The organism is Xenorhabdus siamensis, from assembly GCF_037996745.1.
Lineage (GTDB): Bacteria > Pseudomonadota > Gammaproteobacteria > Enterobacterales > Enterobacteriaceae > Xenorhabdus > Xenorhabdus indica.
Window position 1 is genome coordinate 424,463 of the sequence record NZ_JBBMXE010000005.1, and the last position, 16,130, is coordinate 440,592.

The following is a 16,130-nucleotide window of genomic DNA, read 5'->3' on the forward strand; positions in this document are numbered from 1 at the left end:
CTGGGTAGCTGCTTAGCTACCCGTTCTCTAATATTGAACGCCCACGAGAGAGGAAAAAATGGCTCGTAAAACCCCTATAACTCGTTACCGTAATATCGGTATCAGCGCGCACATTGACGCGGGTAAAACTACTACCACCGAACGTATTCTGTTCTACACTGGTGTAAGCCATAAGATCGGTGAAGTTCATGATGGCGCTGCTACTATGGACTGGATGGAACAGGAGCAAGAACGTGGTATTACCATCACGTCTGCTGCGACTACCGCATTCTGGTCTGGTATGGCTAAACAATATGAGCCACACCGTATCAACATCATCGACACCCCAGGCCACGTTGACTTCACTATTGAAGTAGAACGTTCTATGCGTGTTCTTGACGGTGCAGTCATGGTTTACTGTGCAGTTGGTGGTGTTCAGCCACAGTCTGAAACTGTATGGCGTCAGGCGAACAAATATAACGTTCCACGTATCGCGTTCGTTAACAAAATGGACCGTATGGGCGCTAACTTCCTGCGCGTTGTTGAGCAGATCAAAACTCGTCTGGCAGCTAACCCTGTTCCTCTGCAATTGGCAATCGGTGCAGAAGATTCCTTCACCGGTGTTGTTGATTTGCTGAAAATGAAAGCAATCAACTGGAACGACGAAGATCAGGGTATTACCTTCGAATACGAAGATATCCCGGCTGACATGCTTGAGCAGGCTCAGGAATGGCATCAGAACCTGATTGAATCCGCAGCAGAAGCATCAGAAGAGCTGATGGATAAATACCTGGGCGGTGAAGAGCTGACTGAAGAAGAAATTAAGGCAGCTCTGCGTAAGCGTGTTCTGGCTAACGAAATTATCTTGGTTACCTGTGGTTCTGCATTTAAGAACAAAGGTGTTCAGGCAATGTTGGATGCAGTTGTCGAATATCTGCCAGCACCAACTGATGTTGAATCCATCAAAGGTATGCTGCCAGACGGTAAAGATACCCCAGCAGAACGTCATTCTAGCGATGACGAGCCATTCTCTGCTCTGGCGTTCAAAATCGCTACCGACCCATTCGTGGGTAACCTGACGTTCTTCCGTGTTTACTCTGGTGTTGTTAACTCTGGTGACACCGTACTGAACCCGGTTAAAGACAAAAAAGAACGTTTTGGCCGTATCGTTCAAATGCACGCTAACAAACGTGAAGAAATCAAAGAAGTCCGTGCAGGCGATATCGCAGCTGCTATCGGTCTGAAAGATGTTACTACAGGTGATACTCTCTGTGACCTGAACGCGCCAATTATCCTGGAGCGCATGGAATTCCCAGAGCCAGTTATCTCTGTTGCTATCGAGCCAAAAACTAAAGCTGACCAAGAAAAAATGGGTATCGCTTTAGGCCGTCTGGCTCAGGAAGACCCATCATTCCGCGTGAGCAGTGATGAAGAGTCTGGTCAGACTATCATTGCCGGTATGGGTGAACTTCACCTCGACGTATTGGTTGACCGTATGCGTCGTGAATTCAACGTTGAGGCGAACGTAGGCAAACCTCAGGTTGCTTACCGTGAAACTATCCGTGCTTCTGTTGAGCAGGAAGGTAAACACGCTAAACAGTCCGGTGGTCGTGGTCAGTACGGTCATGTATGGCTGCGTATCGAACCTCTGGAAGCTGGTGGAGCTGGTTACGAATTCGCGAACGAAATCGTTGGTGGTGTTGTTCCTAAAGAATACATCCCAGGCGTCGATAAAGGCGTTCAGGAACAGCTAAAGAGTGGTGTTCTGGCTGGTTACCCAATTGTTGACGTTAAAGTTGCCCTGTTCGATGGTTCTTACCATGACGTTGACTCCTCAGAAATCGCCTTTAAAATTGCTGCATCCATGGCATTTAAAGAAGGCTTCATGAAAGCGAAACCAGTTCTGCTGGAACCTATCATGAAAGTCGAAGTGGAAACACCAGAAGACTACATGGGTGACGTCATCGGTGACTTGAACCGTCGCCGTGGTATGATCGATGGTATGGATGATGTAGCTACGGGCAAAATTGTTCGTGCTCAAGTACCATTGTCTGAAATGTTTGGTTATGCTACTGACCTGCGTTCTCAGACCCAAGGTCGTGCTTCTTACTCCATGGAGTTCTTGAAGTACAACGAAGCGCCGAGCAACGTCGCTCAGGCTATTATCGAAGCTCGTAAATCTAGATAATTTTTTCGAGTTTACTATCTTTTAGCTCCCTCATCATTTATGACGGGGGAGCGGTATTAAGGAATAGAGTCGTGTCTAAAGAAAAGTTTGAACGTTCCAAACCGCACGTTAACGTTGGTACTATCGGCCACGTTGACCACGGTAAAACTACCCTGACTGCTGCAATCACTACTGTTTTGGCGAAAACTTACGGCGGTCACGCTCGTGCATTCGACCAGATCGATAACGCACCAGAAGAAAAAGCACGTGGTATCACCATCTCTACTTCTCACGTAGAATACGATACCCCATCTCGCCACTACGCACACGTTGACTGCCCAGGCCACGCCGACTACGTGAAAAACATGATCACCGGTGCTGCTCAGATGGACGGCGCGATCCTGGTTGTAGCTGCAACTGATGGCCCAATGCCACAGACTCGTGAGCACATCCTGCTGGGCCGTCAGGTAGGCGTACCATACATCATCGTGTTCCTGAACAAGTGTGACATGGTGGATGATGAAGAGCTGCTGGAACTGGTAGAAATGGAAGTCCGTGAGCTGCTGTCTCAGTACGATTTCCCAGGCGATGACACTCCAATCATCCGTGGTTCTGCTCTGAAAGCGCTGGAAGGCGACGCAGAGTGGGAAGCGAAAATTATCGAACTGGCTGAAGCACTGGATTCTTACATCCCAGAACCAGAGCGTGACATTGACAAGCCATTCCTGCTGCCAATCGAAGACGTGTTCTCCATCTCAGGCCGTGGTACCGTAGTTACTGGCCGTGTTGAGCGTGGTATCGTTAAAGTGGGTGACGAAGTTGAAATCGTGGGTATCAAAGAAACCACCAAAACAACTTGTACCGGTGTTGAAATGTTCCGCAAATTGCTGGACGAAGGCCGTGCGGGTGAGAACGTCGGTGTTCTGCTGCGTGGTACTAAGCGTGATGACGTTGAGCGTGGTCAGGTTCTGGCGAAGCCAGGTTCTATCCACCCACACACTCAGTTCGAATCTGAAGTGTACATCCTGAGCAAAGATGAAGGTGGCCGTCATACTCCATTCTTCAAAGGTTACCGTCCACAGTTCTACTTCCGTACCACTGACGTAACCGGTACTATCGAACTGCCAGAAGGCGTAGAGATGGTAATGCCAGGTGACAACATCAACATGAAAGTGACCCTGATTGCGCCAATCGCCATGGACGAAGGTCTGCGTTTCGCAATCCGTGAGGGTGGCCGTACTGTAGGTGCTGGTGTTGTTGCTAAAGTGATCGCATAATCTTTTTAATGTGTTCATTTTGGAAGGGGCATCGACAGATGCCCTTTTTATACGTTGTTTTAAGAAGAACCTATCTCATCAATAGTTGACTGATGGGTACGCTGACTGAATAGTTGTATTGAATTATTGGTGAGATAGGCTCTGATACAACGGATAGGCTTTGGTATCGCTCGGCTTTTAAGAATTCTTTCCAAAAAATAGTTTTCAAGAAAACAGATACAAAAAGTCCTGCTGAATTATGGCACCGAGTCAGATACAATTACAATTATCTTTGGGTTCGGTCTGATTTGTTTTGCTCTTGCGAGGCAAGCTGGCTATCTATTTACATCATAGTTACTTACATATAGTTACAGGTTGGTTTATGAGTGCGAATAGCAATGCTCAAGAAAGCGGGCGTGGTCTTGATATAGCAAAATGGCTATTGGTGGCAGTGCTGCTGGTGGTTGCTATTGTGGGTAATTACTATTACCGGGAGTATAACCTGCCTCTGCGCGCGATAGCCGTTGTTGCTATTGTTGCCCTTGCAGGAGCAGTTGCATTGTGGACTGCGAAAGGTAAAGCTGCATTAGCATTTGCCCGTGAATCCCGCGTTGAAATGCGTAAAGTCATTTGGCCAACACGCCAGGAAGCTCTGCATACAACACTGATTGTTGCGGCAGTGACGGCTGTCATGTCTCTTATTTTGTGGGGGCTGGATGGTATTCTGGTGCGTTTAGTTTCATTTATTACAGGCCTGAGGTTTTAAGAATGTCTGAATCCCCAAAAAAGCGTTGGTATGTCATACAGGCATTTTCTGGGTTTGAAGGTCGTGTGGCTCAATCTCTGCGTGAGCATATCAAATTGCATGATATGGAAGATTCTTTCGGCGAAGTGATGGTGCCGACAGAAGAAGTTGTTGAGATCCGTAGTGGCCAGCGTCGTAAAAGTGAGCGTAAGTTCTTCCCTGGCTATGTCTTGGTACAAATGGTAATGAACGATGCAACCTGGCATCTAGTTCGCAGTGTACCACGCGTAATGGGCTTTATCGGTGGTACATCTGACCGCCCGGCACCAATTAGTGATAAAGAAGTCGATGCGATTATGAATCGCCTTCAGCAGGTTGGTGATAAACCACGTCCAAAAACTTTGTTCGAACCAGGCGAAATGGTTCGTGTCAGCGATGGTCCATTTGCGGACTTCAATGGCGTAGTGGAAGAAGTCGATTACGAGAAGAGCCGTTTGAAAGTTTCGGTTTCTATTTTTGGTCGTGCCACGCCAGTTGAGCTAGATTTCAGTCAGGTCGAAAAAGTTTGATCTGATGCTTAATTAAGCGAATTGGCTTGCAAAGGGTGTGAAATTAACATACAATTTCGCGCCTTTTGTTTTTATCTAGATAAGCAACTAAGTCTGGTAACAAACATCACTTTTTTTGTGGTCTGGTCTTATATTAGATTATTAGACGAGGCCTGAATCGTTAGGGGAGCCTCTTTCTGGAGGCGATAACACCCATATAGAGGAAAAATATAGATGGCTAAGAAAGTACAAGCCTACGTTAAGCTGCAAGTTGCAGCAGGTATGGCTAACCCAAGCCCACCAGTTGGTCCAGCTTTGGGTCAGCAAGGTGTTAACATCATGGAATTCTGTAAAGCATTCAATGCTAAAACTGAAAGTATTGAAAAAGGCCTGCCAATTCCAGTTGTTATCACTGTTTACGCAGACCGTTCTTTCACTTTCGTTACTAAAACCCCACCAGCGGCTGTTCTGCTGAAGAAAGCAGCAGGCATCAAATCTGGTTCTGGCAAGCCGAACAAAGACAAAGTTGGTAAAGTAACCAGCGCTCAGATTCGTGAAATTGCTGAAACTAAAGCTGCGGACATGACTGGTGCTGACGTTGACGCAATGATGCGTTCAATCGAAGGTACTGCTCGTTCCATGGGCCTGGTAGTGGAGGGTTAATCAATGGCTAAACTGACCAAGCGCATGCGCACTATTCGTGAAAAAGTTGATGCAACTAAACAATATGACATCAATGAAGCCGTTGCTCTGTTAAAAGAATTGGCTACTGCTAAATTCGTAGAAAGCGTTGACGTCGCTGTTAATCTTGGCATCGATGCGCGTAAATCTGATCAGAACGTTCGTGGTGCAACTGTACTGCCACACGGTACGTTCAGTACGTGTTGCTGTATTTACTCAGGGCGCAAACGCAGAAGCTAAAGCTGCTGGCGCTGAACTGGTAGGTATGGAAGATCTGGCTGAACTGGTTAAGAAAGGCGAGATGGATTTCGACGTAGTTATCGCATCTCCAGATGCAATGCGCGTTGTTGGCCAATTAGGCCAAATTTTGGGGCCACGTGGCCTGATGCCAAACCCGAAAGTTGGTACTGTAACTCCTAACGTTGCTGAAGCGGTACAAAACGCTAAAGCAGGTCAGGTTCGTTACCGTAACGATAAAAACGGTATTATCCATACCACCATCGGTAAAGTTGACTTTGACGCTGACAAACTGAAAGAAAACCTAGAAGCTCTGTTGGTTGCGCTGAAAAAAGCTAAGCCATCTTCTGCTAAAGGCGTTTACATCAAGAAAGTTAGCCAATCGACCAGTCTGGTCTGAACACCGCAGCTTAATAATTTAAGCTAAAAGCGAATAACGCTTTACCTTGGCGTCAGATTTGTCTAAAATCTGACGCTTCGAATTTGCCTGAACAGATGTATAACAATTGATAATAATTGATACATAAAATGTATCAGAGCAAATCACAGTTTTCGGTTGGAGCTTGGCCTAATCCAAGCCCCGTCCAAGACCGCAGGCGTAAGTAATTACTTAATATCCTGCGTAGACGGTGACAGAGCCAAAGGAAATTTATTTTCTGGATTCTGCTCACCGTGTTTCAGCGCTCAGGCACATTTCGTGCTCTGAGTGAAGTGAGTCCCGGGTTTGCCCGGTTAATCCAGGAGCAAGAAGCTAATGGCACTAAATCTTCAAGACAAACAAGCGATTGTTGCTGAAGTCAGCGAAGTAGCCAAAGGCGCGCTGTCTGCGGTTGTTGCGGATTCTCGCGGCGTTACCGTAGATAAAATGACTGAACTGCGTAAAGCAGGTCGCGAAGCCGGCGTTTACATGCGTGTTGTTCGTAACACTCTGATGCGCCGTGCTGTTGAAGGTACTGAGTATGAGTGCCTGAAAGAAGCGTTTGTTGGTCCAACCTTGATTGCTTTTTCTAACGAACATCCGGGCGCCGCTGCTCGTCTGTTCAAAGATTTCGCGAAAGCGAACCCAGCATTCGAGATTAAAGCAGCAGCCTTTGAAGGTGAGTTTATCCCAGCGAGCAACATCGATCGTCTGGCAACACTCCCAACTTACGAAGAAGCAATCGCACGCCTGATGTCAACCATGAAAGAAGCCGCTGCAGGCAAACTGGTTCGCACCTTGGCTGCGCTACGCGATCAGAAAGAAGCTGCTTAATTGCTTATTTCCTTCGTTGCTTTTTAACGTATAAATTTTTTCTGAATTTTAGGAACACTTGTTATGTCTATCACTAAAGAACAAATTCTGGACGCAGTTGCAGAAATGTCTGTAATGGACGTTGTTGAACTGATCAGCATGATGGAAGAAAAATTCGGCGTTTCTGCTGCTGCGGCTGTTGCTGTAGTTAGTGGTGCTGCTGAAGCAGTTGAAGAGAAAACTGAATTCGACGTAATCCTGACTGGCGCTGGTGCTAACAAAGTTGCTGTAATCAAAGCAGTACGTGGTGCAACTGGCCTGGGTCTGAAAGAAGCTAAAGACCTGGTTGAAAGCGCTCCAGCAGCACTGAAAGAAGGCATCAGCAAAGAAGACGCTGAAGCTCTGAAAAAATCTCTGGAAGAAGCAGGTGCTTCTGTTGAGATCAAGTAAGATCAGTTTGAAGTTCGCAGCCTGATTATTAAGGCTGGCGGCTGGCGATTTTTTAATCGCCAGCCTTTTTGCGCTGTAGAGCACCTTATTGTTTTATAATATCATTGTTTTATAAAGTCATTTTGGAGTTTTATAAGGCATATGCTCTATAGAGCACAACGCAGGGAGTTAGTAGCATTTCACACTGTTTGGCTGCTAATGAGCCCAGAATACTCCTTCCTATTGACGACTTAATATACTGCGTTCTCAGCTACGATCCACTCGGGTAGCTCGGTAGTAAGTAACGCAATGAAATGATTTAAGAGTAATAGTAATGAGTATTACGGAAAATAATCTATTTTCTGTTCGAAAAAATAGTGTTGCAGAGTGCTGTCCTTAAGGGCGGACAGAGTGGGTCACTTATCAGCGAGCTGAGGAACCCTATGGTTTACTCCTATACCGAGAAAAAACGTATTCGTAAGGATTTTGGTAAACGTCCACAAGTTTTGGATGTTCCATACCTTCTTTCTATCCAACTTGACTCGTTCCAGAAGTTTATCGAGCAAGATCCTGAAGGCCAGAATGGACTGGAAGCGGCCTTCCGTTCTGTGTTCCCAATTCAGAGTTACAGCGGCAGTTCTGAGCTGCAATATGTAAGCTACCGTCTTGGCGAACCTGTTTTTGATGTTCAAGAATGTCAGATCCGTGGCGTGACTTATTCTGCTCCACTGCGCGTTAAACTGCGTCTGGTGATCTATGAGCGTGAAGCGCCAGAAGGCACAGTTAAAGACATCAAAGAACAAGAAGTCTACATGGGTGAAATTCCACTCATGACTGATAACGGAACTTTCGTTATCAACGGTACTGAGCGCGTAATCGTATCTCAGTTGCATCGTAGCCCAGGCGTTTTCTTTGACAGCGATAAGGGTAAAACCCATTCATCCGGTAAGGTGCTGTATAATGCACGTATCATTCCTTACCGTGGTTCATGGCTGGATTTCGAATTCGATCCTAAAGATAACTTGTTTGTGCGTATTGACCGCCGTCGTAAATTGCCGGCTTCAATTATTCTGCGCGCGATGGATTACACCACTGAAGACATTCTGAACCTGTTCTTCGACAAAACTATTTTCGAAATCCGCGACAACAAGTTGCAGATGACTTTAGTACCAGAACGTCTGCGTGGTGAGACTGCTTCATTTGATATTGAAGCGAACGGCAAAGTTTATGTTGAAAAAGGCCGTCGTATCACTGCTCGTCATATTCGTCAGTTAGAAAAAGATCAGATAGACCGTATTGAGGTGCCTGTCGAATATATCGCGGGTAAAGTTGTTGCAAGAGATTACATTGATCAGAACACAGGTGAAATTATCTGTGCTGCTAACATGGAACTCTCTTTGGATCTGCTGGCGCGTTTGAGCCAATCTGGTCATAAATCTATTGAAACTCTGTTTACCAACGACTTGGACCACGGTGCATACATCTCCGAAACTCTGCGTATTGATCCAACCAACGATCGTTTAAGCGCACTGGTTGAAATTTACCGCATGATGCGTCCGGGTGAACCACCAACCCGCGAAGCAGCAGAAAACTTATTTGAGAACCTGTTCTTCTCTGAAGATCGTTATGATCTGTCTGCTGTTGGCCGTATGAAGTTCAATCGTTCCCTGGATCGCGAAGAGGTTGAAGGTTCCGGTATCCTGAGCAAAGACGACATCATTGATGTCATGAAGAAGCTTATCGATATCCGTAACGGTAAAGGCGAAGTGGATGATATTGACCACTTGGGTAACCGTCGTATTCGTTCCGTTGGTGAAATGGCTGAAAACCAGTTCCGTGTTGGTCTGGTACGTGTAGAACGTGCGGTGAAAGAGCGCTTGTCTCTGGGTGATTTGGATACCCTGATGCCACAAGACATGATCAACGCCAAGCCAATTTCTGCGGCAGTGAAAGAGTTCTTTGGTTCCAGTCAGTTGTCCCAATTTATGGACCAGAACAACCCACTATCTGAAATCACCCATAAACGTCGTATTTCTGCTTTGGGCCCAGGTGGTCTGACCCGTGAACGCGCAGGCTTTGAAGTTCGAGACGTACACCCGACTCACTATGGTCGTGTATGTCCAATCGAAACGCCTGAAGGCCCGAACATCGGGCTGATTAACTCACTGTCTGTTTATGCACGTACTAACGAATATGGTTTCCTTGAAACCCCTTACCGTTTAGTGCGCGACGGTGTAGTAACCGATGAGATTCACTACCTTTCAGCCATTGAAGAGGGTAATTACGTCATTGCGCAGGCTAACTCCGCATTGGACGAAGAAGGCCACTTCATTGAAGAACTGGTAACTTGTCGTCACTATGACGAATCCAGCTTATTTAACCGTGATCAAGTTCAGTACATGGACGTTTCGACACAGCAGATCGTGTCCGTCGGTGCTTCCTTGATCCCATTCCTTGAACACGATGACGCCAACCGTGCATTGATGGGTGCAAACATGCAACGTCAGGCAGTTCCAACTCTGCGTGCAGATAAACCGCTGGTTGGAACAGGTATGGAGCGTGCAGTAGCGGTTGACTCCGGTGTAACCTCCGTTGCTAAACGTGGTGGTGTGGTTCAGTACGTTGACGCATCCCGTATCGTGATTAAGGTTAACGAAGATGAAATGTACGCAGGTGAAGCGGGCATTGATATCTATAACTTGACTAAATATACCCGTTCTAACCAGAACACTTGTATCAACCAGATGCCATGTGTATCTCTGGGTGAACACGTAGAACGTGGTGACGTTCTGGCTGATGGTCCATCCACTGACTTGGGTGAACTGGCACTGGGTCAGAACATGCGCGTGGCGTTCATGCCATGGAATGGTTATAACTTCGAGGACTCCATCCTTGTATCTGAACGTGTAGTTCAGGAGGACCGTTTCACCACTATTCATATTCAAGAACTGGCTTGTGTATCCCGTGATACCAAACTGGGGCCTGAAGAGATCACCGCTGACATCCCCAACGTGGGTGAGGCAGCCCTGTCTAAACTGGACGAATCCGGTATCGTTTATATCGGTGCGGAAGTGAAAGGTGGCGACATTCTGGTGGGTAAAGTGACACCGAAAGGTGAAACGCAGTTAACGCCAGAAGAAAAACTGTTGCGTGCGATCTTTGGTGAGAAAGCATCTGACGTTAAAGATTCCTCACTGCGCGTACCGAACGGTGTTTCCGGTACTGTTATCGACGTACAGGTCTTTACCCGTGATGGTGTAGAAAAAGACAAGCGTGCGCTGGAAATCGAAGAGATGCAGTTACGTCAGGCGAAAAAAGATCTGACTGAAGAACTGCAAATTTTCGAAGCTGGCCTGTTTGCTCGTATTCGCAATGTACTGATTGTCGGTGGTATTGAAGCGGAGAAATTAGACAAACTGCCACGTGAGCGCTGGTTAGAACTGGGTCTGGCTGATGAAGATAAACAAAATCAGCTTGAGCAGTTGGCAGAACAGTATGACGAGCTGAAAGCTGAGTTTGAGAAAAAGCTGGATGCTAAGCGCCGTAAAATCACTCAGGGTGATGATTTGGCACCAGGCGTGTTGAAAATTGTCAAAGTTTATCTGGCCGTGAAACGTCAGATCCAACCTGGTGACAAGATGGCAGGTCGTCACGGTAACAAGGGTGTAATCTCAAAGATTAACCCAATCGAAGACATGCCTTACGATGAAAACGGTACTCCGGTTGATATCGTACTGAACCCGTTGGGCGTACCATCACGTATGAACATCGGTCAGATTCTGGAAACCCACTTAGGTATGGCGGCGAAAGGCATTGGTGACAAAATCAATGCAATGCTGAAACAGCAGCAAGAAGTTGCCAAGCTACGTGAATTTATCCAGAAAGCTTATGATCTGGGTGATGACACTCGTCAGAAAGTTGATTTGAACACTTTCACTGACGACGAAGTGATGCGTTTGGCTGAAAACCTGAAAAAAGGTATGCCAATCGCAACTCCAGTCTTCGACGGTGCGAAAGAGACTGAAATCAAAGAGCTATTGAAATTGGGTGGTTTGCCGACCTCCGGTCAGATTACCCTGTTTGATGGCCGTACTGGTGAGCAATTTGAGCGTCAGGTAACTGTTGGTTACATGTACATGCTGAAATTGAACCACTTAGTTGATGACAAGATGCATGCTCGTTCTACTGGTTCTTATAGTCTGGTTACTCAGCAGCCGTTGGGTGGTAAGGCACAGTTCGGTGGTCAGCGTTTCGGGGAGATGGAAGTATGGGCACTGGAAGCATACGGTGCCGCATATACTCTGCAAGAAATGCTTACCGTTAAATCCGATGATGTTAACGGTCGTACCAAGATGTATAAAAACATCGTGGATGGTAACCACCAGATGGAACCAGGTATGCCGGAATCTTTCAACGTATTGCTGAAAGAGATCCGTTCCTTGGGTATCAACATCGAGCTGGAAGACGAATAAATTGTTTTCCGCTGGCGCTGTCCGGCATGAGGATGTTGGGCAGTTTGCCAGCCAGTGGTTACACTGGTCATAGGGGGGAGTGGCATGGGCCACTCACCTAACAGGTCTAACTCCGACAGGAGCCATTTCGTGAAAGACTTATTGAAGTTTCTGAAAGCGCAAACCAAGACCGAAGAGTTTGATGCGATCAAAATTGCTCTGGCCTCTCCAGATATGATCCGTTCGTGGTCATTCGGGGAAGTAAAAAAGCCGGAAACCATTAACTACCGTACGTTCAAACCTGAGCGTGACGGCCTTTTCTGTGCTCGTATTTTCGGGCCGGTAAAAGATTACGAATGCTTGTGTGGTAAATACAAGCGCTTGAAACACCGTGGTGTGATTTGTGAGAAGTGTGGTGTTGAGGTTACTCAGACTAAAGTTCGTCGTGAACGTATGGGTCACATCGAACTGGCATCTCCAACCGCTCACATTTGGTTCCTGAAATCTCTGCCATCCCGTATCGGTTTGCTGCTGGATATGCCGCTGCGCGATATTGAACGCGTATTATACTTCGAATCCTATGTAGTTGTTGAAGGTGGCATGACCAGCCTTGAGCGCGGCCAGATCCTGACTGAAGAACAGTATCTGGATGCACTGGAAGAATTCGGTGATGAATTCGACGCCAAAATGGGCGCGGAAGCGATCCAATCTTTGTTGAAAAACATGGATCTGGAAAACGAATGTGAAACCCTGCGTGAAGAATTGAACGAAACCAACTCTGAAACTAAGCGCAAGAAGCTGACCAAGCGCATTAAGCTGCTGGAAGCCTTTATTCAGTCTGGCAACAAGCCAGAGTGGATGGTTTTGACCGTTCTGCCAGTTCTGCCACCGGATCTGCGTCCATTGGTTCCACTGGATGGTGGCCGTTTCGCAACTTCAGATTTGAACGATCTGTATCGTCGCGTTATTAACCGTAACAACCGTCTGAAACGCCTGCTGGATCTGGCTGCGCCAGACATCATCGTACGTAATGAAAAACGTATGTTGCAGGAAGCGGTTGATGCGCTGTTGGACAACGGTCGTCGTGGTCGTGCGATTACGGGTTCCAATAAACGTCCTCTGAAATCCCTGGCAGACATGATCAAGGGTAAACAAGGTCGTTTCCGTCAGAACCTGCTAGGTAAACGTGTTGACTACTCAGGTCGTTCTGTCATTACCGTAGGTCCATACCTGCGTCTGCATCAGTGTGGTTTGCCTAAGAAGATGGCTCTGGAGTTATTCAAACCATTCATCTACGGTAAGTTGGAACTGCGTGGTTTGGCGACTACCATCAAAGCCGCCAAGAAGATGGTTGAACGCGAAGAAGCGGTTGTATGGGATATCCTTGATGAGGTTATCCGTGAGCACCCGGTTCTGTTAAACCGTGCACCAACCCTTCACCGTCTGGGTATTCAGGCATTCGAACCAGTTCTGATCGAAGGTAAAGCAATCCAGTTGCACCCACTGGTGTGTGCGGCATATAACGCCGACTTCGACGGTGACCAGATGGCTGTTCACGTACCATTGACACTGGAAGCTCAGTTGGAAGCGCGTGCGCTGATGATGTCTACCAACAACATCCTGTCTCCAGCGAGTGGTGAGCCAATTATTGTTCCATCTCAGGACGTTGTATTGGGTCTGTACTACATGACTCGTGACTGTGTTAACGCAAAAGGCGAAGGCATGGTTTTGACCGGCCCTAAAGAAGCCGAACGCGTATACCGCGCAGGTCTGGCTTCTCTGCATGCCCGTGTCAAAGTTCGTATCACTGAAGAAGTGAAAGATGGTGAAGGTAATGTCACTGTCAATACAGGATTAGTTGATACGACCATTGGTCGTGCCATCCTGTGGATGATCGTACCAAAAGGTTTGCCATATTCATTGATTAACCAGCCACTGGGTAAAAAAGCTATCTCTAAGATGCTGAATACCTGTTACCGCGTACTGGGCTTGAAACCAACCGTTATTTTGGCTGACCAGACCATGTATACCGGTTTTGCTTACGCTGCCCGTTCAGGGGTATCCGTAGGTATTGATGACATGGTTATTCCTGAGAAGAAAGAAGGCATCATTGCAGAAGCAGAAGCAGAAGTTGCCGAAATTCAGGAACAGTTCCAGTCAGGTCTGGTAACTGCGGGCGAACGTTATAACAAGGTTATCGATATCTGGGCTGCGGCGAATGAGCGTGTTGCTAAGGCGATGATGGAAAACCTCTCTTCTGAAACTGTTATTAACCGTAATGGCGAAGAAGAACAGCAGGTTTCTTTCAATAACATCTTTATGATGGCCGACTCCGGTGCTCGTGGTTCTGCGGCTCAGATCCGTCAGTTGGCGGGTATGCGTGGTCTGATGGCAACGCCAGATGGTTCCATCATCGAGACCCCAATCACTGCGAACTTCCGTGAAGGTCTGAACGTACTCCAGTACTTCATCTCAACTCACGGTGCTCGTAAAGGTCTTGCGGATACCGCATTGAAGACTGCGAACTCCGGTTACTTAACACGTCGTCTGGTTGACGTTGCTCAGGACCTGGTTGTCACTGAAGATGACTGTGGTACTCACGACGGTATTCTGATGACCCCGGTTATCGAGGGTGGTGATGTTAAAGAACCTCTGCGTGAGCGTGTTCTGGGCCGTGTAACTGCTGAAGACGTTCTGAAACCAGGTTCAGCGGACATTCTGGTTCCACGTAATACACTGCTGAACGAAAAATGGTGTGACCTGTTAGAAGAAAACTCCGTTGACAGCGTGAAAGTACGTTCCGTCGTGAGTTGTGAAACTGACTTCGGTGTTTGTGCGAAATGTTACGGGCGTGACCTTGCTCGTGGACATATCATCAACAAAGGTGAAGCAGTTGGTGTTATCGCGGCACAGTCAATCGGTGAACCAGGTACACAGTTGACGATGCGTACGTTCCATATCGGTGGTGCGGCATCTCGTGCGGCAGCAGAATCCAGCATTCAGGTACGTAACAAAGGTCAGCTTAAACTGACTAACGCAAAATTTGTTACTAACTCTGCGGGCAAACTGGTTATTACTTCCCGTAATACCGAATTACGCCTGATTGACGGCTTCGGTCGTACGAAAGAAAGCTATAAAGTACCTTACGGCGCAGTATTGGCTAAAGGTGATGGTGAAGCAGTAACCGGCGGTGAAACTGTTGCGAACTGGGATCCACACACCATGCCAGTCGTAAGTGAAGTGTCCGGTATCATCCAGTTCTACGACATGGTTGATGGTCAAACCATCACCCGCCAGACGGACGAACTGACTGGCCTATCATCACTGGTAGTTCTGGATAGTGCAGAGCGTACCGGTAGTGGTAAAGACCTGCGTCCGGCACTGAAAATCGTTGACGCTCAGGGTAACGATGTTCTGATCCCAGGTACAGATATGCCTGCTCAGTACTTCCTGCCGGGTAAAGCGATTGTTCAGTTGGAAGATGGCATGGCTATCTCTGCGGGTGATACGCTGGCGCGTATTCCTCAGGAGTCTGGCGGTACTAAAGATATCACCGGTGGTCTGCCACGCGTTGCAGACCTGTTCGAAGCTCGTCGTCCGAAAGAGCCTGCTATCCTGGCAGAGATCAGCGGTATCGTTTCTTTCGGTAAAGAAACCAAAGGTAAGCGTCGTCTGGTAATCAGCCCATTGGATGGTGGTGATGCTTACGAAGAGATGATCCCTAAATGGCGTCAGCTCAACGTGTTCGAAGGTGAGGTTGTTGAACGTGGTGACGTGATCTCCGATGGCCCAGAATCTCCACATGACATTCTGCGTTTGCGTGGTGTTCATGCTGTTGCCCGTTACATCACCAACGAAGTTCAGGAAGTTTACCGTCTGCAAGGCGTTAAGATTAACGATAAACACATTGAAGTTATCGTTCGTCAGATGCTGCGTAAAGTGACTATTGCAAGTGCGGGAAGTTCTGAATTCCTTGAAGGCGAGCAGGTTGAATACGCACGCGTTAAAGTTGCTAACCGTAAGCTGGAGCAGGACGGCAAAGTCTCTGCGACTTTCCACCGTGATCTGTTGGGTATCACCAAAGCGTCACTGGCAACAGAATCCTTCATTTCTGCGGCGTCGTTCCAGGAAACAACCCGCGTACTGACTGAAGCTGCTGTTGCAGGTAAGCGTGATGAGCTGCGTGGCCTGAAAGAGAACGTTATTGTGGGTCGTCTGATCCCTGCGGGTACAGGTTATGCTTACCATCAGGATCGTATGCGTCGTCGTCACGAAAATGAAGTGGTTGAAGCACCACAAGTGAGTGTTGACGAAGCCACTGCGAACCTTGCTGAATTGTTGAATGCTGGTTTCGGTAGCAGCAATAACGAGTAAGCTCGTGATGATGAATAATAGTATACTTAATC

The 16,130-nt window shown here is 47.3% G+C and carries 9 protein-coding genes and 1 pseudogene; all 10 read left to right on the plus strand.

Annotated features, from left to right (window positions below):
• The first annotated feature begins 58 nt into the window (after positions 1-58).
• The 10 genes and pseudogenes from fusA (at position 59) to rpoC (ending at position 16,098) form a co-directional block, all read left to right on the plus strand.
• Positions 59-2,167 (plus strand): elongation factor G, encoded by a 2,109-nt coding sequence (gene fusA, locus AAC852_RS05810; RefSeq protein WP_047680824.1) that lies wholly within the window; start codon positions 59-61, stop codon positions 2,165-2,167.
• A 71-nt stretch (positions 2,168-2,238) separates the two neighbouring features.
• Positions 2,239-3,423 (plus strand): elongation factor Tu, encoded by a 1,185-nt coding sequence (gene tuf, locus AAC852_RS05815; protein ID WP_340620200.1) that lies wholly within the window; start codon positions 2,239-2,241, stop codon positions 3,421-3,423.
• Between the two features lie 361 nt (positions 3,424-3,784).
• Entirely contained in the window at positions 3,785-4,168 is a 384-nt protein-coding gene (gene secE, locus AAC852_RS05820; RefSeq protein WP_038260752.1) for a preprotein translocase subunit SecE, read from the plus strand.
• A gap of 2 nt (positions 4,169-4,170) precedes the next feature.
• A complete protein-coding gene (gene nusG, locus AAC852_RS05825) occupies positions 4,171-4,716 on the plus strand; it encodes a transcription termination/antitermination protein NusG (protein ID WP_038260749.1) in 546 nt (181 codons plus the stop codon).
• 213 nt (positions 4,717-4,929) lie between these two features.
• Positions 4,930-5,358, plus strand: coding sequence for a 50S ribosomal protein L11 (gene rplK, locus AAC852_RS05830; protein ID WP_047684958.1), 429 nt, complete (start codon positions 4,930-4,932; stop codon positions 5,356-5,358).
• 99 nt (positions 5,359-5,457) lie between these two features.
• A pseudogene (gene rplA, locus AAC852_RS05835) lies at positions 5,458-6,013 on the plus strand (50S ribosomal protein L1).
• Between the two features lie 354 nt (positions 6,014-6,367).
• Positions 6,368-6,865 carry a 50S ribosomal protein L10 gene (gene rplJ / locus AAC852_RS05840; RefSeq protein WP_340620201.1) on the plus strand — a complete coding sequence of 166 codons (498 nt, stop codon included), beginning with the start codon at positions 6,368-6,370 and terminating at the stop codon, positions 6,863-6,865.
• 63 nt (positions 6,866-6,928) lie between these two features.
• Entirely contained in the window at positions 6,929-7,294 is a 366-nt protein-coding gene (gene rplL, locus AAC852_RS05845) for a 50S ribosomal protein L7/L12 (protein ID WP_340620202.1), read from the plus strand.
• Between the two features lie 422 nt (positions 7,295-7,716).
• Positions 7,717-11,745 (plus strand): DNA-directed RNA polymerase subunit beta, encoded by a 4,029-nt coding sequence (gene rpoB / locus AAC852_RS05850; RefSeq protein ID WP_340620203.1) that lies wholly within the window; start codon positions 7,717-7,719, stop codon positions 11,743-11,745.
• Between the two features lie 129 nt (positions 11,746-11,874).
• On the plus strand, positions 11,875-16,098 hold the full coding sequence (rpoC, locus tag AAC852_RS05855) for a DNA-directed RNA polymerase subunit beta' (RefSeq protein WP_340620204.1): 4,224 nt from the start codon (positions 11,875-11,877) through the stop codon (positions 16,096-16,098).
• Positions 16,099-16,130: the final 32 nt, after the last annotated feature.

Bases quoted from the DNA above. Each gene is read 5' to 3' on its own strand.
- fusA (WP_047680824.1), top strand. From the start codon at position 59: ATGGCTCGTAAAACCCCTATAACTCGTTACCGTAATATCGGTATCAGC.
- secE (WP_038260752.1), top strand. From the start codon at position 3,785: ATGAGTGCGAATAGCAATGCTCAAGAAAGCGGGCGTGGTCTTGATATA.
- nusG (WP_038260749.1), top strand. From the start codon at position 4,171: ATGTCTGAATCCCCAAAAAAGCGTTGGTATGTCATACAGGCATTTTCT.
- rplK (WP_047684958.1), top strand. From the start codon at position 4,930: ATGGCTAAGAAAGTACAAGCCTACGTTAAGCTGCAAGTTGCAGCAGGT.
- rplJ (WP_340620201.1), top strand. From the start codon at position 6,368: ATGGCACTAAATCTTCAAGACAAACAAGCGATTGTTGCTGAAGTCAGC.
- rplL (WP_340620202.1), top strand. From the start codon at position 6,929: ATGTCTATCACTAAAGAACAAATTCTGGACGCAGTTGCAGAAATGTCT.
- rpoB (WP_340620203.1), top strand. From the start codon at position 7,717: ATGGTTTACTCCTATACCGAGAAAAAACGTATTCGTAAGGATTTTGGT.